Consider the following 21831-nt stretch of genomic DNA (forward strand, 5'->3'; position numbering starts at 1 on the left):
GGTTTGGAGGTGCCCTATCTTGGCGGCCTTCCGGGAGCGGCGGCCCCGGCCGCCCACCACCCCGCCCCCCCCGCCGCGGCCCCGGGGCCGCGGGGGAGGATCGGCGGCGTGCACCCGACGCCCGCCCTCGGCTCGCTGACCTGGCTCCCCGCGACCGACCGGCCGGAGCTGCTCGGCCCCCCGGTGGCCGCGGCCCTCCCCGGGCTGGCCGGACCGGTGTGGGTGGCCGAGATCGACGACGCCCTGGCCGACACCGCCGCCTTCACCGAGGCCTACGGCGTCCCGCTGGAGGTCTCGGCCAACTGCGTGGTCGTGGCGACCCGGCGCGCCGGTCAGACCGCGCTGGCGGCCTGCCTGGTGCCGGCGACCACCCGCGCGGACGTCAACGGCCTGGTCCGGCGGCACCTCGGCGCCCGCAAGGCCTCCTTCGCCCCGCAGGACGTCGCGGTCGCCGAGAGCGGCATGGCCTACGGCGGCATCACGCCGATCGGGTTGCCGGACTCCTGGCCGGTGCTGGTCGACCCCACCGTGGTCGCCGCCGAGCTCGTCGTCGTGGGCTCCGGCACGCGCGGGAGCAAGCTGGCCGTCCCCGGCGCGGTGCTGGGGGCGCTGCCGGCCGTGCAGGTGCTCGAGGGCCTGGGCCGCCCGGTCGAGGCCGATCCCGCCCCGCCGGCCGCGGCGTCGCCGCCGGCCCCGGCCGGGGGCCGGGCCCCCGACGACCGTGACCTCGGCTGGGGGGAGCGGCCCGAGGACCCCACCGCCGGCGACCGCCGCTACCTGGAGGACCGGCCCCCGCACTGGGGCAGCGACTGACCTACAGCTGCCCCGGCAGGGTGGTGGTTCCCGGGCCGGAGCGGTCGGGACCGCCACCGAGGCCCTGCTGGGAACGCAGCAGGTCGCGGATCTCGGCCAGCAGCTCGACCTGGGTCGGCTCGGCCGGCCCCGCCTCCTCGCCGCGCCGGCGCCGCTCGATCATCGTCCTCATCGGGAGCACGACGAGGAAGTAGACGACCGCCGCGGTGAGCACGAAGGTGATCACCTGGCTGACGAACGCACCCCAGGTGAACGTCTGACCGTTGACGGTGAACGTCCCGCCGAGCTCGCCACCCCCGCCGACCAGGCCGATCAGCGGGGTCAGGAACGACTCGGCGAAGGAGTTGACCACCGCGGTGAAGGCGGTGCCGATGACGACGGCGACCGCGAGGTCGACCACGTTGCCGCGCAGCAGGAAGTCCTTGAAGCCCGTGAGCATGCGCCCATCCAGCCACACCACGTGCTGACCGGTCCACGCTGCGTCGATCAGCCCGGACGGCGAGGGCGATCAGCCCGGACGGCGGGTCGATCAGGCCGGCGGCGCCCGATCACGCGGGCGGTGGGAGGCTGAGGGTCAGGGTGGCCGCCGTCGCCGCCGCGGCGAGATCGGCGGCGGTCCCGGCGTCCACGGCGAGCAGCAGCAGCCCCTCGGCGGCTCCCTCCGGCCCCGGCGCGGCGAGGACCAGCGCACCGGCGGCGACGACGACCGCGCGGGCCTCGCCGGGAGCGGTGGCGAGCACGTCGACGCGGTCGCCGGGGGAGGCCAGCGCGCTGACCGCGAGGTCGGCCGGGCGCACCGGCGCGGCGACCTGCCCCTCGGCCAGGAGCGCGGTGAGCCCGCTCCCGACCAGGCGGACGTCGGTCACCGGCTCGCCCGCGCGCAGGCCGGCGGCCAGCACCCGGCCGGTCACCTCGGCGGCGGGCACCGCCCCGGCCGGGACCAGCCGCGGCGGCCACCGGGCGACGGAGAGTTCCGCCGCACCCAGCAGCGTCCCCGGGGGCAGGTCCCGGGCGGCCACGACCACCGGGACCGGCGCCGGGCCCTGCGCGCCCCCGGGCGGCGGTGCGGGGCGGAGCGCGAGGACCAGCGCGGCACCGGCCAGCAGGGCGGCGAGCACCTGGCGGGCGGTGTGCCGCAGGGACCGGGGACGGCGCAGACGGACCACGCCCCCACGCTGACCCGACGGGGGCCGGCGCGGGGGCGCGGGAGCGGGGCTGTGGAGGGGCGTCCGGGCTGTGGACCGGCCGCCGTCAGACCGTCGTCAGGCCGAGGCGGCCTTGCTCGACGAGGACGAGGACGAGGACGAGGCGGACGCCTTCGACCCCGGGGACGAGGCGTTCGAGGACGAGGCGTTCGAGGACGAGCCGGACGACGTCGACGAGGACGACGTCGACCCGCCCGACTCCCCGCCCGACGAGGACGTGCTGCTCTCGCCCGAGCCGCTCTTCCGGCTGTCGGTGCGGTAGAAGCCGGAGCCCTTGAAGACCACGCCCACCGAGCCGTACACCTTGCGGACCGTGCTGCCGCACGTCGGGCACTCGGCGACCGGGGCGTCGGTGAAGGACTGCACGACCTCGAACTCGTGCCTGCCGTCGGTGTTGGTGCAGGCGTACTGGTAGGTGGGCACGGCGGGAGCACTCCTCGTGGGGACGGGCCGGGTTGGCACTCTCACCCGGCGACTGCCAATGATGCGCGCTGCGCGCCCGTCCGTCCATCTCCCTGTCGGCCGGCGTCACGCTCGTGGCGCGCGAGCGTGGGATCGCGGTGGCAGCCGTGCGTCGCCCTGCAGCGGTGTGCGTGGGAGTGCGGAACCGGCTCCGGCGCCGGCTCGGTGCGCGGCCGCGGAGCGCAGTGGTGGATGGCCGGGGTGCCGGCTGCAGGTGGTCCGACGAGACCGCGAACCGGGCGGTCGAGGTCCGCTACCGTCGCGCCCGCTGGGCCCAGGACGTGCCCGATGGCGAGGATGCCCGACCCGCGAGTGCTCGCCGAGGTGCCGCGCAGCGGGAACCTCCGCACGCGGCTGCGCGCCGCACGTGAGGGTCTGACCGGGGTCCGGCTGCAGCTGGTCGCCGCTGCACTCGACCTGGGCCTGCTCGACGCGCTCGGCGAGGGCCCGGCCGGCACCGGGCAGCTGGCCGGGCGCCTGGATGTGGTCGACCACGAGCGGCTGGCCGCCCACCTCCGCGTGCTCGCCGCCGCCGGGCTGGTCACCGGGTAGCCCTCGTGGCGGCTCACCCGGTTCGGCCGCGCGGTCGTCGGCGACGACGTGGTGCGCGCGTCGTACGAGGGCTTCGGCGGTTGCCACGGCGAGCTCTACCGGGGCCTGCCGGCGCTGCTGCGCGGTGGCCTGGAGTGGGATCGGCCCCCCGGCGCAGCGCTCGGCGCGGTGACAGCGATCCGCTGAGGACGTCGGTCACCCGGGGCCGAGAGGTAGCGGCCCGCGGCCGATCCCCCGCAGGCGACCGCAGTCACGCGCACGGCTCGTTCGCGACCGCGCACGCGCGCGCAGCTCGGCACACCCCGAGATCGCGGTCGCGCTCGTGGAGCGCGCGGACGTGCCGCTCGCCGACACCCCCTGCCGGGGCGTGAGCTCCGTCCGCCACGGGCGTGCGGTCGTCCGCGGCGGTTGCCGGTGCCCGGCAGGTTCCGCGCGGTCCGGCCTTCGCGGACGACCTCGACGGCGGGATACTGGGCGCGGCCGGCTCCAGCCGTGGGGCGCCACCGGATGGTGCGGGAGGCGTGGTGAACGCGTCCGCTGCAGCCCGGCGTGGGCCGGGAGAGAGCGTCGAACGGCCGGCGCGGCGAAGCCGTGCGCCCCGTGCCACCGGGGCCGGGCCGGAACCCCGGCAGGCGCCGGAGCGCGGTCCCGGTGCGGCCCCGTCCGGCCTCGCCGGGAGCGACGGCGAGGAGGACTGCTCCGAACTCCGGCGCTACCAGGCGCTCGTGGAGTACGCGCCCGACGCGATCGTCATCCTCGACCTCGACGCCGGGCACTTCGTCACGGTGAACGCGGCCGCCGAGCGACTGTTCGGCATGACCCGTACCGCGCTGCTGCGGGTCGGCCCGGTGGAGGTCAGCCCGCCGGTGCAGCCCGACGGCAGGTCCTCGGAGACCGCGGCGGCGGAGTACCTGGCCCGGGCGCTGGCCGGGGAGCGGCCCCGGTTCGAGTGGACCCACCGCCGCGCCGACGGCACCGACGTGTCCTGCGAGATGACCCTGCTCCGTCTGCCGGACCGCGACCGGCGCCTGGTCCGGGGCAGCATCCAGGACATCACCGCCCGGCGGGAGGCCGAGGCCGCCCACGCCGCCGCGGCCGCCGAGCAGGTCGCCCGGCGGGCCGCCGAGGCCAGCGTCGCCCGGCTGCAGGCCACCGTCGCCGGGCTGAACGCCATCGTCTGGGAGCGCGACCCGGCCACGCTGAGGTTGACGTTCGTCAACGAGCGCGTCGAGGAGCTGCTGGGCTACTCGGCCGCCCGGTGGTTGACCGAGGAGGGGTTGTGGACCCGGATCCTGCACCCCGACGACCGCGACGAGGTCCTGGCCCGCGTCCGGGCCGAGATCGCCGGCGACGGCGTGGACTTCACGCTGACCTACCGGGTGCGTGCCGCCGACGGCCGCTGGGTGTGGCTGCAGCACCTCGGTCACATCACCCGCGACCGGACCGGTGACCCACGGACCCTGCACGCGGTGCTCTTCGACGTCACCGCGGCCCGACGCCGTGAGCAGGCCACCAGCCTGCTGGCCGCGGCCGGACGCGCGCTGACCGATCCCGGCGGCCTCGAGGAGCGGCTGGCCGCGGTGGCCGGGCTGCTGGCCGGCGAGCTCGGCGACTGGGCGGCGGTGTGGCTGCGCGGCGACGACGACCGCTACCGGCCGGTCGCCGCCGCACCCGCCGACGTGGCCGACCGGGTGCTGGCGGTCGGGCCGCTGCGCGTGCCCCAGGAGTTCACCGACCTGGTCGACGCCGGGCGGGCGTTCGCGGTGCCGGCGGTCACCGAGCAGGTGCTGCGCGAGGCCGCCGCGGACGAGGACCAGTACGCCAGGCTGGCCGCGCTGGGCGGCCGGGCGTGGCTGGCCGCCGCCCTGCGCACCGCCGGCGAGGCGGTCGGGCTGCTCACCGTCGCCACCGAACGCCGCCCCGGCTACGACGACGCCGATGTCGCCTTCGCCGCCGACCTCGGCCAGCGGATCGCCACGATGGTGGCTGCCGAGCGGCTCGCCGCGCGGCAGCGGCAGCTGCAGGCGCTCACCGCCGCACTGGCCGCGGCCGGCACCGCCGCCGAGGCCGGCGCCGCGCTCACCGCCAGCCTGCGCGAGGCGCTGGACGCCTCGGTCGTGGCCGTGTGCACCCTCGGTGGGGACGGCCAGCTGCACACCATCGACATCGACGGGCACTCGCCCGGCTGGACGACCCAGTTCGCCACCATCCGGTTGTCCGCATCCGTGCCGATCGCCGATGCCGCCCGCACCCGCCGCCCGGTGTGGCTGCCCGACCGGCAGACCCTGCTCGCGCGCTACCCGGACGTCGAGCCGTTCCTGCAGGCGCGGACCCAGGCCACGGCCTCCCTGCCGCTGCTGGCCGGGCAGCGGCTCGTGGGCGCCCTCGGCGTGGTGTTCGCCCGGCCGCGACGCTTCGACGCCGCCGAGCGGGCCTTCCTGCTCACCGTGGCCGCGCAGGCCGCTGCGGCGCTGGAGCGGGCCGCGCTGGCCGACGTGCGCCGGGAGATGGCCGAGACGCTGCAGCGCAGCCTGCTGCCCGCCACGTTGCCGCAGCCGGAGCGGCTGGCGGTCGCCGTCCGCTACCTGCCCGCCGTGGCCGGCACGTCGGCCGGCGGGGACTGGTTCGACGTGCTGGCCCTCCCCGACGGGCGGGTCGCCCTCGCGGTCGGCGACGTCGTCGGCCACGGCGCACCGGCTGCGGCGGTGATGGGTCAGCTGCGCAGCTCGTTGACCACCCTGCTGATGGCCGGGTTCTCCCCCTGCCGGGCCCTGGAGCTGCTCGACGGCTTCGCTGCATCGATCGCCGGCGCCCGGGTGAGCACCGCCGCCTGCCTGCTGCTGGACCCCGCCACGGGCGAGCTCGCCTACAGCCGGGCCGGGCACCTGCCGCCGCTGGTCGCGGACCCGGCCGGGATCACCTTCCTCGACGGCGGGCTCGGGCCGGCGCTGGGGCTGTCCGGTACCGGTGCCCGACCCGAAGCGGCCACCACCCTGCCGGCCGGGGCCACCCTGCTCCTGTTCACCGACGGGCTGGTCGAGGCCCGCGGCGCCGACCTCGACCACGGCCTGCGCCGGCTGGCCGCAGCGGTCGCCGCCCACCGGGAGGCGCCGCTGGGCGTCCTGGTCGACAGCGTGCTCGCCGCGCTGGTCGGCCCGGCCGGGGCCGACGACGTCGTGGTGGTCGCCGTGCGCCCGCTGCCGGAGCCGCTGCACCTGCGGCTGCCCGCCGACCCTGCCCAGCTGGAGCGCGTCCGACGCGCGGTCGCCGCATGGGCCGTCGGCGCCGCGCTGGGCGCGGACGCGGTCGAGGACCTGCAGCTGGCGGCCGGGGAGGCCGTGGCGAACGCCGTCGAGCACGCCTACCGCGACAGCGAGCGGACCGGCTCGGTGGACGTCGAGCTCGCGGCCGAGCGCGACGGCGGGGTGTGGGTCGCCGTACGTGACGGCGGCAGCTGGCGGCCCGCGCCGGCCGATCCCGGCTTCCGCGGCCGCGGGCTGCAGATCATCTCCGCGCTCGGCCGCGACGTCGAGGTCGACCACGGCCCGGCCGGCACCGTGCTGCGGTTCCGCCTGCCGCCCGCGGCCGCGGCTGCTGTCGTACCGCCACAGCGGGGGGCCGAGGCCGGGGCCGCCGGGGCGACCCTGACGGTCGTCGAGGCCGACGGCCGCCACCTGCAGCTCGCCGGCGACCTCGACCTGGAAGGGGTGGACGCCGTGCGCGAGGCCCTGCTGGCAGAGGTGGCCGGCGGCCGGCCGGCCGTCCTCGACCTGACCCGGCTCGGGTTCGTCGCCAGCGTCGGTGCCGGCCTGCTGTTCGAGGCCGTCCGAGCGGCCGGCGCCGGGCTGGTCGTCGTGCTCCCCGCCGGCGGGCCGGCGCGCCGGCTGCTGGACCTGTCCGGACTCGCCGGCGTCCTGACCGGCGGGGAGCGGGACGTGCTGCCGCGCTGACCGCGGTCGCTCGACCGCGGCAGCGGGCCGGAGGGCCCTGTCCCCGCGGACGCCGCGGTGGGACCGTCCACGCCACGAGGACCCGCCGGAGGGGAGCCCGACATGAGCACCACGGCAGACCGCTCCGGGACGGCGCTCGGGGTCCACGAGGCCGCCTACCTCACCGGCGGGCCCGCCCGCGTGGTCGACGCCGCGGTGGCGGCGCTGGTGCGGGCCGGCCGGGTGCGGGTGGTCGGGCCGGGCCTGCTGGCGGTGGTGGCGCCCGCCCGGCGGGACCCGGTGGAGGCCGCCGTCCTCGACGGGATCGGCACCGCGGGCCACCGGTCGGTCGACACCGTCCGGTGGCGGCTGGTCGCCGACCCGCGGATCGCCGGCCTGGCCCACGGGCTGGAGGAGCAGGGCCTCCTCCGCCGCCGCACGACCCCCATCGCCCGGCGGGGCGCCGCCCCGGCCGAGGTCCCGACCCGCGAGGGGCGCCGGCTGATCGGCGCGCTGCGCACCCAGCACGCCGGCGACGACGTCTGGCGGGTGGCGCTCGACGGGCCCGCCGCGGCGCGCGACGAGCGGTTGCGCGCCGCGATCGCCCCGCCGGGTCCCGCCGTCGACGTGAGCCGCCGGGCCGACCGCGAGGCCCTCCGCCGGCTGGCCGAGTCCGACCCCACCACCGCGGCGCAGCGCACCTGGGCCACCGCGGTCGGCGGCGGCGTCCTCGGCCTCGGGGCCGACGCCGGGGGCGGGGACGTCGGGGGCGGGGACGTCGGCGGCGGAGGCGGGGGGGACGGCGGGGGCTGACTCGCCGGGATACTTGAAGCCTCAAGCATCTCGGCGTAGCGTCGGTGCGGCACACCCGACCGCCGAGGAGCACCCGTGACCGCGTCCACCACGACCCCGAGCGCCACCGCGGCCGCCGACGCGCGCATCCCCGCCGCGCACCCCTTCGCGGCCCACCTCCGCCGCGCCGCGGCCGCCGGCCCGCACCGCGCGTGGACCCCCGGCGACGGGCCGCTCCCGAGCCTCTACCTCAGCCACGGCGGCGGGCCGATGCCCTTCCAGGACCCGGCCTGGCTCACCCCGCTGCACGGCTGGGCCCGCTCCCTGCCCCGGCCGCGCGCGGTGCTGGTCGTCTCGGCCCACTGGGAGTCCGCGCCGCTGTCACTCAGCGCCCCCCGGCCGGCCGAGCTGGTCTACGACTTCGGCGGCTTCGACCCCCTCTACCACGGCTTCCGCTACGACACCCCGGACGCCGGCGAGCTCGCCCGGCAGGTCAGCGCGCTGCTGCCGGACGCCGAGCAGGTGCACCAGCACGCCCGCCGCGGCCTCGACCACGGGGCCTGGGTGCCGCTGAAGATCATGTACCCGGGCGCCGACGTCCCGGTGCTGCAGCTCTCCCTGCCCACCGACGACCCCGACCGGCTGCTGGCCCTCGGCGCGCGGCTGCGCCCGCTGCGCGAGCAGGGCGTGCTGGTCGTCGGGTCCGGCCACATGACCCACGGCCTGCCCTTCCTCACCCGCGAGATGCTCACCGGCGCGGCCGTGCCCGGCTGGTCGGCCGACTTCGACGCCTGGGCCGCCGAGGCCCTGGCCCGCGGTGACGTCGCCGAGCTGGCCCGCTTCCGCAGCGCCGCCCCCGGCATGCCCTACGCGCACCCGACCGTCGAGCACTTCACCCCGCTCTTCGTCGCCCTCGGAGCCGCCACCGACCCGGCCGCCCCGGTCACCACCACGCTGGACGGCTACGCGCTGGGGCTGTCCCGGCGGTCCTTCCAGGCGGCCTGACCCGGCCGGAGCCGACCCGGCCCGGCCTCCGGGCGCCCGAAGTACCGTCCCTGCCGTGGCGCAGAGGTGGCTCGACGAGGAGCAGCAGCGGACCTGGCGGGCGTGGCTGACCGCCACCGAGCTGCTGCCGCGGGCCCTCGACGCCCAGCTGCAGCGCGACGCCGGGCTCACGCACGCCGCCTACGTCGTCCTGGCCATGCTGTCCGAGGCGCCGGGTCGCAGCCGGCGGATGAGCGACCTCGCGCGGCGGGCCAACCAGACGCAGAGCCGGCTGTCGCACACCGTGGCCCGGCTGGAGGACCGCGGCTGGGTCCGGCGCGAGCGCTCGGCCGAGGACGGTCGCGGCAACGTCGCCGTCCTCACGGACGCAGGGTGGGACGTCGTCCGCTCGGTCGCCCCCGGCCACGTGGACGCCGTCCGGACGGCGCTGTTCGACCCGCTCACCGACGAGCAGGCCCGCGCCCTCGGGGAGGCCCTCGAGGCCGTCGTCGAGGCGCTGGACCCCGACCACGTCCTGCGGCTGGACCCCTCCGCCGGTTGACGGGCCGCGGGAAGCCCCGGCCCGGCCCGGGCGTTGCGGCCGGTGATGTCCGAGCCGCTGCCCCTCTCCGTGCTCGAGCTGGCCACGGTCGGCTCCGGCCAGTCCACCGCCGACGCGCTGGCCGCGACCACCGCGGTCGCCCGGGCCGCCGACCGGCTGGGCTACCGGCGCCTGTGGGTCGCCGAGCACCACAACATGCCGGCGGTGGCGAGCACCAGCCCACCGGTGCTCATGGCCCACCTCGCCGGCGTCACCGATCGGCTGCGCATCGGCTCGGGCGGGGTCATGCTGCCCAACCACGCCCCGCTGGTCGTCGCCGAGCAGTTCGCGCTGCTCGAGGCGCTGCACCCCGGCCGCATCGACCTGGGCATCGGCCGCGCCCCCGGTACCGACGCGCAGACCGCGCTCGCGCTGCGCCGGGACCCGGCGGCGCTGTCGGCCGACGACTTCCCCCAGCACCTGCTCGACCTGCTCGGGCTGCTCGGCGACCCCCGCGTCGAGGGCGGCCTGGCCGAGCGGTTCCGGGCCACCCCGGCGGCGGTCTCGGCACCGCAGGTGGTGCTGCTGGGCTCCAGCGGCTTCTCCGCGCAGCTGGCCGGGCAGCTCGGGCTGCCGTTCGCCTTCGCCCACCACTTCGGCAGCCCGCACACCGTGACCGCCGTGGAGCTGTACCGCGACAGCTTCCGCCCCTCGCCGGCGCTCGAGCGGCCGTACGCGATCGTCACCGCGAACGTGCTGGCCGCCGGGACCGCGGCCGAGGCCCGGCGGCTGGCGCTGCCCGGGCAGCTGATGCGGCTGGCCATCCGCACCAACCGGCTGCGCCCGGTCCCCACCCCGGAGGAGGCCGAGCGCGACCCCGAGCGGGCCGCCGCCGAGGCGATGCCGAGCAACGCGGTCATCGGGGACCCGTCGACCGTCGTGGCGCGGCTGCGCGGGCTGGCGGCCGACACCGGGGCCGACGAGCTGATGCTGTCGGCGTCCACCCACGGCGCAGCCGAGCGGGTGGCGAGCCTCGAGCTCGTCGCGAGCGCCTGGGGGCTGACCGCGCAGGAGAGCCCGGCCGCCTGACCGCGGGCCGGCGCCCGCCGTCCCCGCCCTCCGGCCGCCGTCCGCACCGTGCGGGGGGGAGGACGGCGGCAGCGCCCGGCGAGGGCGGCGATCACCGGCCCGGCCCCTCCTGGCTCACCGTCGCCGGTCCCGGCTCACCACCGGAGGTGAGCCAGGACCGGCAACGACCAGGTCAGCTGATCATCGCCGGTCCCGGTCCCGGTCCCGGTGCCGGGCCCGCTCAGCGGCCGAGGTGGCGGTAGCGGTGCAGGCGACTGCGGAAGCGCTCGCCGTCGTCCCGGCCCAGCAGCCCGGCCAGCTCCTCACCGAGCACCCGCCCCAGCCGGCGGCAGAACTCGACCGGCTCGTCGGCGGCATCGGGCCGCTCGGGCACCACGCGGTCGACGATGCCGGCCCGCCACAGGTCGGTCGCGCGCACGCCCTGGTCGGCGGCCATCTCGTCGGCGCGGTCGACGGTGCGGTGCACGATCGCCGAGGCGCCCTCCGGTGGCAGCGGGCCCAGCCAGCCGTTGGCCGCGGCCAGCACCCGGTCGGCCGGGGCCAGCGCCAGCGCCCCGCCACCGGTGCCCTGGCCGAGCAGCACCGCCAGGGTGGGCGCCTGCAGCATCACCAGGTCCTGCAGGCAGCGGGCGATCTCGGCGGCCAGCCCGCCCTCCTCGGCCTCCACCGACAGCGCGGCGCCGGGGGTGTCGATGAGGGTGAGCAGCGGCAGGCGCAGCTCGGCGGCCAGCCGCATGCCGCGCCGGGCCTCCCGCAGCGCGGCGGGCCCGAGCGGAGCGCTCAGCGACTGGCCGCGCCGGTCCTGGCCGAGCACCACGCAGGGGGCGCCGCCGAAACGGGCCAGGGCGAGCAGCAGCCCGGGGTCCTTCTCGCCCGCGCCGGTGCCCGAGAGCCCGACGACGTCGGTGGCCGCCGTCCGCAGCAGCCGCCGCACGCCGGGCCGGTCCTGGCGGCGGGAGGCGGTGACGACCTCCCAGGCGCTGCGCCCGTCCGCGCCGTCCGCCCCGACCAGCCCGGTCTCGGTGCCGTCCTCCGCGGTCGGGCGCTCGGCGTCGGCGACGTCCCGGTGCCAGGTGCGCCGGGCCGAGAGCACCCGCAGCGCGCGGTCGGCGAGCTCGGCGATCTCCTCGGGCGGGACGACGGCGTCCACGATGCCGCGCTCGGCCAGGTGCTCGGCGGTCTGCACGCCCTCGGGGAACTTCTCCCCGTACAGCGCCTCGTAGACCCGCGGACCGAGGAAGCCGATGGAAGCGCCCGGCTCGGCGATGGTCACGTGCCCGGTCGACCCCCAGGAGGCCAGCACCCCGCCGAAGGTCGGGTGCCGCAGGTAGACCAGGTAGGGCAGCCCGGCCTCCTTGTGCCGGGCGATGGCCGCGGTGATGCCGATCATCTGCAGGAAGGCGACCGTGCCCTCCTGCATGCGGGTGCCGCCGGAGACCGGCGCGGCCAGCAGCGGCAGCCCCTCCTCGGTGGCCCGCTCCACCGCCCGGATCAGCCGGTCGGCGGCCGCCACGCCGATCGACCCGGCCAGGAAGCCGAACTCGCCGGCGACCACGGCCACGCGCCGGCCGCGCAAGCGGCCCTCGCCGGTGACGATCGCCTCGTCCTGCCCGGTCTTCTCCGCCGCCCAGGCCAGCTCCTCGGCGTAGTAGGCGGGGACGTCCGCGCCGACCTCGATCGGGGTGTCCCAGGTCTGCCAGGAGCCGGGGTCCAGCACCAGGTCGCGCAGCGCCCGGGCATCGAGCCGGCCGCTCACCGGTCCCCGGCCAGCCACGCCCGGATCGCCTCGTCCGAGGCGCCGAGCACCGGGGGAGCGGCGTGGTCGCGGCGGGTGGTCTCGGTCTCGCCGTCCGGGCCGGGCGTGAAGAAGCGCAGCGGCGGGCCGGGCAGCTGCAGCGGCCCCAGGGTGGCGTGCTCGACGTCGACCAGCAGGCCCTGCGACAGGGTCTGCTCCCAGGTGTAGACCTCGTCGATGCTGCGGACCTTGCCCGCCGGGATGCCGGCCGCGGCCAGCCGGGCGAGCAGCTCCTCCGGGCCGATGTCGGCGAAGGTGCGCTCCAGCAGCTCGATCACCTGCGGCCGGTTGCCCACCCGGTCGCCGTTGGTCGCCATGCCGGGCGCCTCGGGGTCCAGGCCGAACTCCGCGCACAGCCGCCGCCACAGCGACTCGTTGCCGCAGGACAGCTGCACGCTGCCTCCCTTGCAGTGGAACAGCCCGTACGGGGCGATCGAGGGGTGGTGGTTGCCCTGCGCCCGGCCGACCTGGCCGGCCACCGTCCACGCCGTCCCCTGGAAGGCGTGCACGCCGACGATCGCGGCCAGCAGCGAGGTGCGCACCACCTGGCCGCGGCCGGTCCGCTCCCGCTCCACCAGCGCGGCCAGCACGCCGTAGGCGCCGTACATGCCGGCCAGCAGGTCGCCGATCGGGACGCCGACCCGCTGCGGGTCCTCCGGGCCGGGGCCGGTCAGCGACATCAGCCCGGCCTCGCCCTGCGCGATCTGGTCGTAGCCGGCGCGGCCGCCCTCGGGCCCGTCGTGCCCGAACCCGGAGATCGCCAGGGTGACCAGCCGCGGGTTGAGCTGCTCCAGCACGTCGGTGCCGAAGCCGAGCCGGGCCAGCGTCCCGGGCCGGAAGTTCTCCAGCAGCACGTCGGCGCGGCGCAGCAGCTCGCGCAGCAGCTCCTTGTCGCCGTCGTCCTTGAGGTCGAGGGTGATCGACTCCTTGTTGCGGTTGGTGCAGAGGAAGTAGGTGGACTCGCGGTCACCGGAGTCGGGCTGGACGAACGGCGGGCCCCAGCCGCGGGTGTCGTCGCCCGTGCCGGGGCTCTCCACCTTGATGACGCGGGCGCCGAGGTCGCCGAGCATCATGCCGGCGTGCGGCCCGGCGAGGGCGCGGGTGAGGTCGACGACCAGGATGCCGTCCAGGGGTCCGGACACGGTGCTCTCCCTCGCTCGGTGGCCACCGGGCGGTGGCGTCCGTGCAGTCTCTCAGCGCTGAGGTATCTCCGGCCAGGATGTCAGAGCCAGCCGGGGACGACGAACACCAGCCAGGCGAGGAACGGCCCCACGGCGACGACGATCGCGGCGTAGCCGAGGATCTGCTTGTAGAAGCGGTCCCGGTCCACGTCCTGCGCGTTGGCCAGGACCAGCGCGCCGTTCGTGGAGAACGGGCTGACGTCCACGATGGTCGAGGCCACGGACAGCGCCACCACCACCCCGACCGCGCCGATCTCGCCGGTCTCGAGGAACGGCACGGCCAGCGCGATGGCCACCCCGATGATCGCGGTCGACGACGCGAAGGCCGACACCACGCCGCCGATGTAGCAGAGCAGCAGCGCGATGAGCAGGGGGACGCCGAGGCCGATGACCGCCTCGCCGACGTAGTCGATGGTGCCGGCCTCCTGCAGCACGAAGACGAAGGTCAGGACGCCGGCGATGAGCAGCACCGTGGACCAGCTGATCTGGCTCACCGCGCCCTTGTGGCGGGCCGCGGCGAACAGCGCGAGCACGGTGGCGACGGTGATCGAGACGAAGCCGATGTCGAGGTCGAACACCAGCGCCAGGACGGCGACCGTGGCCAGCCCGACCAGCGTCAGCAGCTGGTCGGCGGTGACCCGCGGCGGGGCGGCCGCGTCGTCGCCCGCCGCGCCCTCACCCACCGCGCCGCCGTCGCCGCCCACCGCGGGCCCGGGCGCCGCCCCGTGGCCCCGCACGACCGGATCGCCACCGTGCGCGGCGTGCGCCGGGACCTGTGCGCCGACCTTCCGGCCCATCAGCTGCCGGCCGCCGAGGGCGAGGAAGAGGACGACCCCGATCGCGATGTTGAACAGCAGGCTGCCGAGGAAGACGGTGACCGGGCTGGAGGGCAGGCCCTCGCCCTCCACGATCGTGTTGACCGTGACGCCGTAGACGCTGATCGGCGAGAACCCGCCGCCCTGCGCGCCGTGGATCACCATCATCCCCATGAGCAGCGGGTTGATCCCGTGCCGGGCCGCGAAGGTGAGCGCGATCGGGGCGATGATCGCGACCGCGGCGGGGGAGAGCGCGCCGATCGCGGTGAGCAGCGCGGTGACCCCGAACATGATCCAGGGGATCGCCGCGACGTGCCCGCCGACCAGCCGCACCGCGGCCCGCACCAGCAGGTCCACGGTGCCGTTGTTCTGCGCGATGGCGAACAGGTAGGTGACGCCGATCAGCGTCACGACCAGCTCGGCCGGGAAGCCGGCGAGGATGTCGTCGGTGGACAGGCCCACCGACAGGGTGCCCACCAGGAAGGCCGCGACGAACGCCAGCGCCCCCATGTTGATCGGCAGGAACGTGGCGATCGCGAAGATGGCGACCAGCGCCAGGATGGTGACGATCTCGGGGGACACGGGCGCTCCGGCGGGGGCGGCGGGACGAGGCGGGAGCCAGCGTCTCAGTGACCGGCCGGTAGCGCCTGCCAGCCGCCGGAGGGGGTCACCACCGCGGTGACCGGCCGGTCGTGCGGCCCGGAGGGCAGGACGTCGAGCAGCTCGTCGTCGAAGACCACGGCCACCAGGAGCGCGCCGGGCCGGGCGTGCCGCAGTGCCCGGTCGTAGAAGCCCGCCCCCCGCCCGAGCCGCGCGCCGGTGCGGGCCACGGCCAGGGCCGGCACCACCACGACCGCGGCGTCGGCCAGCGCCCCCGCGGGCAGCCGCGGCCCGACCGGCTCCAGCAGCCCGAACCGGCCCGGGGCGAGGGGCCCGGTGTGCTCGGCCCACGCGAGCGTCCGGCCGGTGGCCGGCACCACGGGCAGCAGCACCCGCCGCGCCGCGCCGGCGAGGGCGTCGAGGAGCCGGCCGGCGCCGGGCTCGGCGGGGTCCGGCACGTGGGCGGCGACCGTGCCGCCGGCCGGCAACCCCGTGCCCAGCGCGGCCGCGACCGCGTCCGCCGCCGCCGCTCGCTCCGGCCCCGGGCGGGCGGCGCGGCGGGCCGACAACCGCCGGCGCAGCGCGGCCTTGGCGGCGGCGACGTCCTCCGGGTCCGGCACGCCGGAGGAGGGTAGCCGCGCGGCCCTGGCTAGGCTCCCCCGCATGCCGACGCAGAGCCCCCGCCCGACCCGGAAGGCCGTCATCCCCGTGGCGGGGATGGGCACCCGGTTCCTGCCGGCCACCAAGGCGGTGCCCAAGGAGCTGCTGCCGGTCGTCGACCGGCCGGCGCTGCAGTACATCGTCGAGGAGGCCGCGCGGGCCGGCCTCGGCGAGGTGCTGATGGTCACCGGTCGCGGGAAGGCGTCGATCGAGGACTTCTTCGACCGGCACCCGGAGCTGGAGACGGCGCTGGAGAAGAAGGGCGACGAGGGCCGGCTGGCGGCCGTGCACGAGTCGACCGAGGTGGCGCAGGTGCACTTCGTCCGCCAGGGCGAGGCCCGCGGGCTCGGTCACGCGGTCCTGCAGGCGGCCGCCTTCGTCGGCGACGAGCCGTTCGCCGTGCTGCTCGGCGACGACATCATCGACGCCCGCGACCACCTGCTCGAGCAGATGCTCGCCGTGCAGGCCGAGAAGGGCGGCTCGGTGGTGGCGCTGCTCGACGTCGGCGCGGAGAACATCGACAAGTACGGCGCCGTGGCGGTCGAGCCCGGCGGCAGCGAGGACGTCGTCGCGATCACCGGCATGGTCGAGAAGCCGCCGGCCGACGAGGCGCCCAGCACGCTGGCCATCATCGGCCGCTACGTGCTGGCGCCCGAGGTCTTCGACGTCCTGCGGGAGACCCAGCCCGGCCGGGGCGGTGAGATCCAGCTGACCGACGCGATGGCCACCCTCGTCGAGCGCGGCGAGCCGATGCACGGCGTGGTCTTCTCCGGCCGCCGCTACGACACCGGCGACCGGCTGGACTACCTCAAGGCCGTCGTCCGGCTCGCCAGCGAGCGCGAGGACCTCGGTCCGGACTTCCGCGCCTGGCTGGCCGAGTTCGCGGCCGACCTGCCCGGGACGGGCGCGTCGCAGGCCTGACCGCGGGCCCCGAGGGGCAGCATCGACCCCCGTGGTGCGCATGACCGACGACGGCGAGACCGTGACCCCGGTGTACCGGGACACCACCGCGATGGACCTCGCCCAGGGGACGACCCTGCGCGGTGGGGTCCCGGCCCCCGCTGCACCCGTGCACGAGACCAGCCAGATCGACCGCGGCGCGGTTCCCCCGCCGCCGGCCGCCGCCGAGCCGGCCCCGCCGCGCCCGGTCGAGCAGCACCTCGACGAGATCCTCGCGGCCGTGCCGCAGCCCCAGCCCATCGAGCTCGCGGTCCTCGACGCGCAGGGGCTGCTGTGCGCCGAGGAGGTGGTCAGCGAGCGGGCCCTGCCGGCCTTCGACCAGGCCGTGCTCGACGGCTACGCCGCCCGCGCGCTCGACGTCGAGGGGGCCACGCCCGAGGAGCCGGCCACGCTGTCCGTGGTGGGGGAGACCGTCGCCGGCCCCAGCGGCCCGTCGGGCATCGGCCCCGGGATGGCGCAGAAGGTCACCGCGGGCGCGATGCTCCCGGCCGGCGCGGACGTCGTCGTCCCGGCGGTGTGGACCGACCAGGGCGCGGTGACCGTCGCGGTGCAGGCGGGTCCCGAGGCCGGGTCGTTCGTGCGGCGCGCGGGCGACGACGTCGCGCCCGGCACCACCGCCGTGGGCGTCGGGACGCCGATCGGGCCGGCGCAGATCAGCCTGCTGGCCGCCGTCGGCCGCGACCGGGTGCTGGTGCGGCCCCGTCCGCGGGTCGCCGTCCTCTCCGCCGGGCCGGAGCTGGTCGACATCACCACCCCGCCCGGCCCCGGCCAGGTCGTCGACGTCAACAGCTACGCGCTGGCCGCCGCCGCCCGCGACGCCGGCGCCGACGCCTACCGCTGGGGGGTCCTGCCCGCCGACCGGCGGCGCCTGGGCGAGGTGGTCGAGTCCCAGCTGCTGCGCAGCGACCTGGTCGTGATCGCCGGCACCCTCGCCGACCGGGACCCGGTCGTCGAGGTGCTCAGCGACCTCGGCGACATGCGCTTCTCGCAGGTGACGATGCACCCGGGCATCGTCCAGGGCTTCGGCCGGCTGGGCCACGACGCCGTCCCGGTGATCTGCGTGCCCGGTGAGCCGGTGGCGGCACTGGTGGCCTTCGAGGTGTTCGTCCGCCCGGCGATCCGGATGATGCTGGGCAAGCGGCAGCTGTTCCGCCGCACGGTGCAGGCGATCGCCGCGGAGCGGCTGCTCTCGCCGCTCGGTTACCGGCAGTACCTGCACGGCCAGGTCATGCGCCACCCCGACGGCGGCTACGTCGTCGAGCCGCTGGGGGACGGCGAGGAGGCGCTGCTGGCCCGCATGGCCCGCGCCAACTGCCTCGTCGTCGTCGACGAGGACGTCACCGAGGTCGCCGCCGGCGGGCTGGTCACGGTGATGCCGCTGCTGCTCGGCGGCTGATGTCCGACCCCGCCCAGCGGCCCGGGTGGCCGGCCCTCCTCTCGGCCGGCCCCGTCGAGCTCCACCCGCCGCGCCGCCGCGACGCCGAGGAGTGGAGCCGGCTGCGGCTGGCCAACGAGGCGTGGCTGACCCCCTGGGAGCCGACCGCGCCGGTCTCCTGGTCGGCGCGGCACTCCCCGGCCGCCTACCGGGCCATGCGCCGCTCGCTGCTGCGCCGGGCCGCCACGGGGCAGACGCTGCCGTTCGTGCTGCGCGTCGAGGGCCGGCTGGCCGGCCAGGTGACCGTCGACAACGTGGTCCGCGGAGCGCTGCGCTCGGGCAGCCTCGGCTACTGGGTGGACCGCTCCGTGGCCGGGCGGGGGCTGGCCTCGCTGGCCGTCGCGCTGGTCTGCGACCACGCGTTCGGCCCGGCCGGGCTGCACCGGCTGCAGGCCGACATCCGCCCCGAGAACGGTGCCAGCCGGCGGCTGGTCGAGCGGCTGGGGTTCCGTCAGGAGGGGTTGCTCCGCCGGTACCTGGACATCGACGGCGACTGGCGCGACCACCTCTGCTACGCCCTCCTGGCCGAGGAGGCGCCCGAGGGCGTGCTCGCCCGGTGGCGGTCCCGCATACCACGCTGAGGGCCGCCCGGAGCCGGTCGCCGTGTCGACACGCCGCCCCGGCGGCACTCCCGTCACACAACAGCTCAGTGACACGCCCGCGCGCCTCCCTCGTCCGGGTGGGGTCAGGCCTTAACTTCGCCCGGCGAGTGACTCTTGTGACGGGTGGTGTTCTCGATGGGATCGGGCGTCCTGCTGGCCGCGCTGGTCGTGCTGTGGTTCGTCGTGCTGGTGCCGATGGTGGTGACCCGCGGCGGTGACCGCACCGAGCGGGCCACGGTCGACGCGGGGCGCACGTTGCAGCGCCGGCGCAGCGTCGACCCCGCCGTGCACGCGGCCACCGAGCGGGTCGCGGTCGACCGCGGCGCCCTGCGGGACTCGGGGGAGCTCCGGGTCGACGTGCACGCCGCCCGCCGGCGCACCCTCGGCGTGCTGCTGACCCTCACCGTGCTGGCCCTGGTCGGCGCGCTGTTCTGGAGCCCGTGGGTGTGGATCGCCCAGGGGGTCCTCGACGCCGCCCTCGTCGCCTACCTGCTGGTGCTGCGCCGGGTCGCCCGCCGGGAGCGGCTGGCCGCCCGGCGCGCCGCCCGCGCCGCGGCACGGGTCGCCCGCGACCGCGCCGCCCGGGAGGCGGCCCGCCCGGCCGCGCGCCCGGTGCCGGCACCCCGCCCGGCGCCGGTCGTGGAGGAGGTCGCCGAGGAGGTCGTGCACCACACCGTCGACCTGCCGCACCCGAGCCTGCCGCTGGCGCCGGTCCACCCGCTGCGCCCCGGCCGGGTCGTCGCCGCCCGCGCGGCCGCGCCCGCCGGCTGGCAGGACAGCGCGGTGGTCGGCCTGGACGACGACGACATCGGGTTCGCCGACATCGACGTCTACCAGCCGCGCAGGGTCGTCGGCGGGTGAAGAAGGGCCCTCCTGCCCCCCACCGCGGCGGGACCCTGCAGGAGGGCCGCCCGCCCCCCGGTGGCGGCACCGGGGGGCGCGGACGGTAGTCTTGCCGTTCGTCAGGGGCTGTGGCGCAGACCGGTAGCGCACCTCGTTCGCATCGAGGGGGTCAGGGGTTCAAATCCCCTCAGCTCCACCCAGCACGACACCGACGCCGTCGGGGCTCCGAGCCCCGGCGGCGTCGGTCGTCCCCGGCCCTGCCGGTGCCGTGGCGCGGCGGCACCCGTCTCCCGCGGGGGTCAGCCGACCGACCGACCCTCCTCGTGGCGCTGCTCGTCGCCGGCCTCGGCGCGGCGGGGCGGCACCAGGGGCGTCGGCGTGACGCGGGCGGCCGGGGGCAGGCGCAGGGAGGCCCCCGGCGAGGTCGGGCTGCGGCGGTCCGCGACCGCCGGGGACGCCGGTCCGGTCGGGACCGCGGCGACCGCCGGGCGGCCGAGGAGGTAGCCCTGGCCGTAGTGGACGCCGAGGGCCCGCAGGGCGTCGAGCTCGGCGGTGGTCTCGATGCCCTCGGCGACGAGGGTGAGCGCGAGGTCCTGGCCGAGCCGCACGATCGCCGCGGTCACCGCCCGGTCCTCGGCGTTCTCCACGACCCCGTCGACGAAGGACTTGTCGATCTTCAGGACGTCGATGGGGAACCGGCGCAGGTAGCTCAGCGAGGAGTAACCGGTCCCGAAGTCGTCGAGGGCCAGGCGGACGCCGATCGCCTTGACCTCGCGCAGCTTCTCCACCGTGCGCACGCTGTCGTGGGCGAAGAGGGACTCGGTGATCTCCAGGGTGAGCCGGTGCGGCTCGAGCCCGGAGCGGTCCAGGGCGTCGTGGATGTCGTCGAGCAGGCTCGGGTGCTGGAACTGCCGGACCGAGACGTTGACGGTCACGTGGCGGTCCTCGCCGGCCGCGACCCAGGCGGCGGCCTGCCGGGTGGCCTCCCGGAGCACCCACCGGCCGATGGGCACGATGAGGCCGCTCTCCTCGGCGAGGGTGATGAAGTGCAGCGGTGGGACGACCCCGCGGTGGGGGTGCTGCCAGCGCAGCAGGGCCTCGGCGCCGGCCGGCTCGCCGGAGGCCAGGTCCACGATCGGCTGGTAGTGCAGCACCAGCTGCCCGGCCTCGACGGCCTGGTGCAGATCGGCCAGGAGCGCCTCCCGCTCGAGCCGGGCCGAGTGGTGGCTGGGCTGGAAGACCTCGCAGCGCCCCTTCCCGCTGGTCTTCGCGACGTACATGGCGACGTCCGCCGCCCGAAGCAGGCCGATCCCGCTCGCGGCGCAGGTCTGCGAGGTCGCCAGCCCCATGCTCAGGCCCGCGTGCACGGCCTGGTCGCCCAGCGCGACCGGCCGCCGCAGCGCGGACAGGACCCGCTCGGCGACGGCGGCGGCGTGCGCCCCGCTGCCCGGGCCCACGATGAGGACGGCGAACTCGTCCCCGGCCAGCCGCGCCAGGGTGTCCTCGGGCCGCAGGCAACCGCGGATGCGGGCGGCGACCGCCTGCAGCAGGGTGTCGCCGCACTCGTGCCCGAGGTTGTCGTTGACCGTCTTGAGGTTGTCCAGGTCGATGAACAGCACCGCCGAGGGGGTGCCCTGCCGGGTCTCCAGCTCCTCGGCCGCACGCAGCCGCTCCATGAAGAGGGCCCGGTTCGGCAGCCCGGTGAGCGGGTCGTGGAACGCCTGGGTGCGGAGCCGCTCCTCCAGTTCCTTGCGGTCGCTCACGTCGCGGGTGGTGAGCACGATGCCGTTGACCGCGGGATCGGCGAGCAGGTCGTTGGTGACCGTCTCGACCCAGCGCCAGCTGCCGTTGCGGTGGCGCATGCGCGACCCGATCGAGGTGGCCTGCTCGAGGCCACCGGTGGTGCCGGCCAGGTACCGGTCGAAGGCGGCCACGTCCTCGGGGTGCAGCAGTTGCCGGACGTCGCAGCCGATCAGCGTGGCCGGCGGGTAGCCGAGGACCCAGCCGACCGACGGGGTCTGGTAGGTGATCCGCCCGGCGGCGTCCACCACGGTGATGACGTCGCTGGCGTTGCGGACGAGCGAGCGGAAGTGCTCGCCCGACTCGAGTGCGTCGAGGAGGCTGTTGAAGGCGCGGGCGGTCTCGCCCAGCTGGTCGTCGGAGTCGGTGTCGATCCGGTTGGTGGTGGCCCCGGACCAGTCGCCGGTGCGGCTGGCGTGGGTGATCGTCTCGGTGACCCGCCGCAGGTGGGTGCCGAGGACGGCGAGACGTCCCCCGACCACGCAGCGGCAGAGGGCGTAGTTCAGCGCCCCCACGAGGAAGCCGGCCACCAGGCAGGCGACCTGGAAGGAGGGCCGGGTGGCGTAGGACCCCGGCACGCCGAGGCCCGTGGCGAAGGGCGGGAACACCAACCCGACGGCGAGCCCGAGGCCGATCATGTAGACGGCGAGGTCCCAGAAGACGCGGCGGGTGAGCCGCAGGCCCCTCCGGCGGCGCGGGACGGGATCGCTGGTCGCCTCGAACACGGTCACGCCTCTGCATCGGTGCCCCCGGCCCGCTCTTGAGCGCACTCA

At 77.0% G+C, this 21831-nt stretch carries 20 protein-coding genes, 1 tRNA gene and 1 pseudogene; 14 read left to right on the plus strand and 8 right to left on the minus strand.

From position 1 onward, the window contains the following. The first annotated feature begins 108 nt into the window (after positions 1-108). Positions 109-813, plus strand: a complete 705-nt coding sequence (locus ACI8AC_RS03075) for a YbaK/EbsC family protein (RefSeq protein WP_456895074.1) — start codon at positions 109-111, stop codon at positions 811-813. Between the two features lies 1 nt (position 814). Here ACI8AC_RS03075 and mscL read toward each other — a convergent pair whose 3' ends face one another. Continuing rightward, complete coding sequence (mscL, locus tag ACI8AC_RS03080) at positions 815-1252, minus strand: large conductance mechanosensitive channel protein MscL (protein WP_456895076.1); 438 nt, start codon at positions 1250-1252, stop codon at positions 815-817. Between the two features lie 109 nt (positions 1253-1361). Next, on the minus strand, positions 1362-1979 hold the full coding sequence (gene cpaB, locus ACI8AC_RS03085) for a Flp pilus assembly protein CpaB (protein WP_456895078.1): 618 nt from the start codon (positions 1977-1979) through the stop codon (positions 1362-1364). 112 nt (positions 1980-2091) lie between these two features. Here cpaB and ACI8AC_RS03090 point away from each other — a divergent pair, with 112 nt between their 5' ends. Further along, on the plus strand, positions 2092-2280 hold the full coding sequence (locus ACI8AC_RS03090; RefSeq protein WP_456895448.1) for a hypothetical protein: 189 nt from the start codon (positions 2092-2094) through the stop codon (positions 2278-2280). 62 nt (positions 2281-2342) lie between these two features. Here the strand turns inward: ACI8AC_RS03090 and ACI8AC_RS03095 are convergent. Then, positions 2343-2486, minus strand: a pseudogene (locus ACI8AC_RS03095) (FmdB family zinc ribbon protein); the annotation flags it as partial. A 291-nt stretch (positions 2487-2777) separates the two neighbouring features. Here ACI8AC_RS03095 and ACI8AC_RS03100 point away from each other — a divergent pair. The 7 genes from ACI8AC_RS03100 (at position 2778) to ACI8AC_RS03130 (ending at position 10367) form a co-directional block, all read left to right on the plus strand. Continuing rightward, a complete protein-coding gene (locus tag ACI8AC_RS03100) occupies positions 2778-3032 on the plus strand; it encodes a hypothetical protein (RefSeq protein ID WP_456895080.1) in 255 nt (84 codons plus the stop codon). Positions 3033-3080: 48 nt separating this feature from the next. Continuing rightward, the gene (locus ACI8AC_RS03105; RefSeq protein WP_456895082.1) at positions 3081-3218 is read left to right on the plus strand and encodes a hypothetical protein; all 138 of its coding nucleotides are present in this window, start codon (positions 3081-3083) and stop codon (positions 3216-3218) included. A gap of 338 nt (positions 3219-3556) precedes the next feature. Beyond that, the gene (locus ACI8AC_RS03110) at positions 3557-6982 is read left to right on the plus strand and encodes a SpoIIE family protein phosphatase (protein ID WP_456895084.1); all 3426 of its coding nucleotides are present in this window, start codon (positions 3557-3559) and stop codon (positions 6980-6982) included. A gap of 102 nt (positions 6983-7084) precedes the next feature. Further along, positions 7085-7774 carry a TIGR04222 domain-containing membrane protein gene (locus tag ACI8AC_RS03115; RefSeq protein ID WP_456895086.1) on the plus strand — a complete coding sequence of 230 codons (690 nt, stop codon included), beginning with the start codon at positions 7085-7087 and terminating at the stop codon, positions 7772-7774. A 75-nt stretch (positions 7775-7849) separates the two neighbouring features. Then, positions 7850-8758, plus strand: coding sequence for a dioxygenase family protein (locus tag ACI8AC_RS03120; RefSeq protein ID WP_456895088.1), 909 nt, complete (start codon positions 7850-7852; stop codon positions 8756-8758). Between the two features lie 55 nt (positions 8759-8813). Then, positions 8814-9299, plus strand: coding sequence for a MarR family winged helix-turn-helix transcriptional regulator (locus ACI8AC_RS03125; RefSeq protein WP_456895090.1), 486 nt, complete (start codon positions 8814-8816; stop codon positions 9297-9299). A 45-nt stretch (positions 9300-9344) separates the two neighbouring features. Then, positions 9345-10367: an LLM class flavin-dependent oxidoreductase gene (locus tag ACI8AC_RS03130; protein ID WP_456895092.1), complete on the plus strand. Its 1023-nt coding sequence runs from the start codon at positions 9345-9347 to the stop codon at positions 10365-10367. A 220-nt stretch (positions 10368-10587) separates the two neighbouring features. Here ACI8AC_RS03130 and ACI8AC_RS03135 read toward each other — a convergent pair whose 3' ends face one another. From ACI8AC_RS03135 to ACI8AC_RS03150, 4 genes are all read right to left on the minus strand, one after another. After that, positions 10588-12141, minus strand: a complete 1554-nt coding sequence (locus tag ACI8AC_RS03135; RefSeq protein WP_456895094.1) for a carboxyl transferase domain-containing protein — start codon at positions 12139-12141, stop codon at positions 10588-10590. Further along, on the minus strand, positions 12120-13304 hold the full coding sequence (locus ACI8AC_RS03140) for a CaiB/BaiF CoA transferase family protein (RefSeq protein ID WP_456895096.1): 1185 nt from the start codon (positions 13302-13304) through the stop codon (positions 12120-12122). Before ACI8AC_RS03140 ends, ACI8AC_RS03135 begins: the two co-directional genes overlap by 22 nt. An 80-nt stretch (positions 13305-13384) precedes the next feature. Beyond that, the gene (locus ACI8AC_RS03145) at positions 13385-14740 is read right to left on the minus strand and encodes an SLC13 family permease (protein WP_456895098.1); all 1356 of its coding nucleotides are present in this window, start codon (positions 14738-14740) and stop codon (positions 13385-13387) included. 44 nt (positions 14741-14784) lie between these two features. Then, positions 14785-15378: a 5-formyltetrahydrofolate cyclo-ligase gene (locus ACI8AC_RS03150; protein WP_456895100.1), complete on the minus strand. Its 594-nt coding sequence runs from the start codon at positions 15376-15378 to the stop codon at positions 14785-14787. Positions 15379-15421: 43 nt separating this feature from the next. Here ACI8AC_RS03150 and galU point away from each other — a divergent pair, with 43 nt between their 5' ends. The 5 genes from galU to ACI8AC_RS03175 all read left to right on the plus strand — a co-directional run bounded on the left by galU (position 15422) and on the right by ACI8AC_RS03175 (position 19454). Next, the gene (gene galU, locus ACI8AC_RS03155) at positions 15422-16339 is read left to right on the plus strand and encodes a UTP--glucose-1-phosphate uridylyltransferase GalU (protein ID WP_456895102.1); all 918 of its coding nucleotides are present in this window, start codon (positions 15422-15424) and stop codon (positions 16337-16339) included. A gap of 40 nt (positions 16340-16379) precedes the next feature. Further along, a complete protein-coding gene (gene glp, locus ACI8AC_RS03160; protein WP_456895446.1) occupies positions 16380-17774 on the plus strand; it encodes a molybdotransferase-like divisome protein Glp in 1395 nt (464 codons plus the stop codon). Further along, positions 17774-18394 (plus strand): GNAT family N-acetyltransferase, encoded by a 621-nt coding sequence (locus ACI8AC_RS03165; protein WP_456895104.1) that lies wholly within the window; start codon positions 17774-17776, stop codon positions 18392-18394. Before glp ends, ACI8AC_RS03165 begins: the two co-directional genes overlap by 1 nt. A gap of 156 nt (positions 18395-18550) precedes the next feature. Further along, complete coding sequence (locus ACI8AC_RS03170; RefSeq protein WP_456895106.1) at positions 18551-19276, plus strand: hypothetical protein; 726 nt, start codon at positions 18551-18553, stop codon at positions 19274-19276. Between the two features lie 104 nt (positions 19277-19380). Further along, positions 19381-19454 (plus strand) — tRNA-Ala (locus ACI8AC_RS03175). 103 nt (positions 19455-19557) lie between these two features. On the opposite strand, the gene ACI8AC_RS03180 is transcribed toward ACI8AC_RS03175, so the two are convergent. Then, entirely contained in the window at positions 19558-21789 is a 2232-nt protein-coding gene (locus ACI8AC_RS03180) for a putative bifunctional diguanylate cyclase/phosphodiesterase (protein WP_456895108.1), read from the minus strand. Between the last annotated feature and the right edge of the window lie 42 nt (positions 21790-21831).

The sequence above is a fragment of the Geodermatophilus sp. SYSU D00758 genome, from assembly GCF_054049955.1.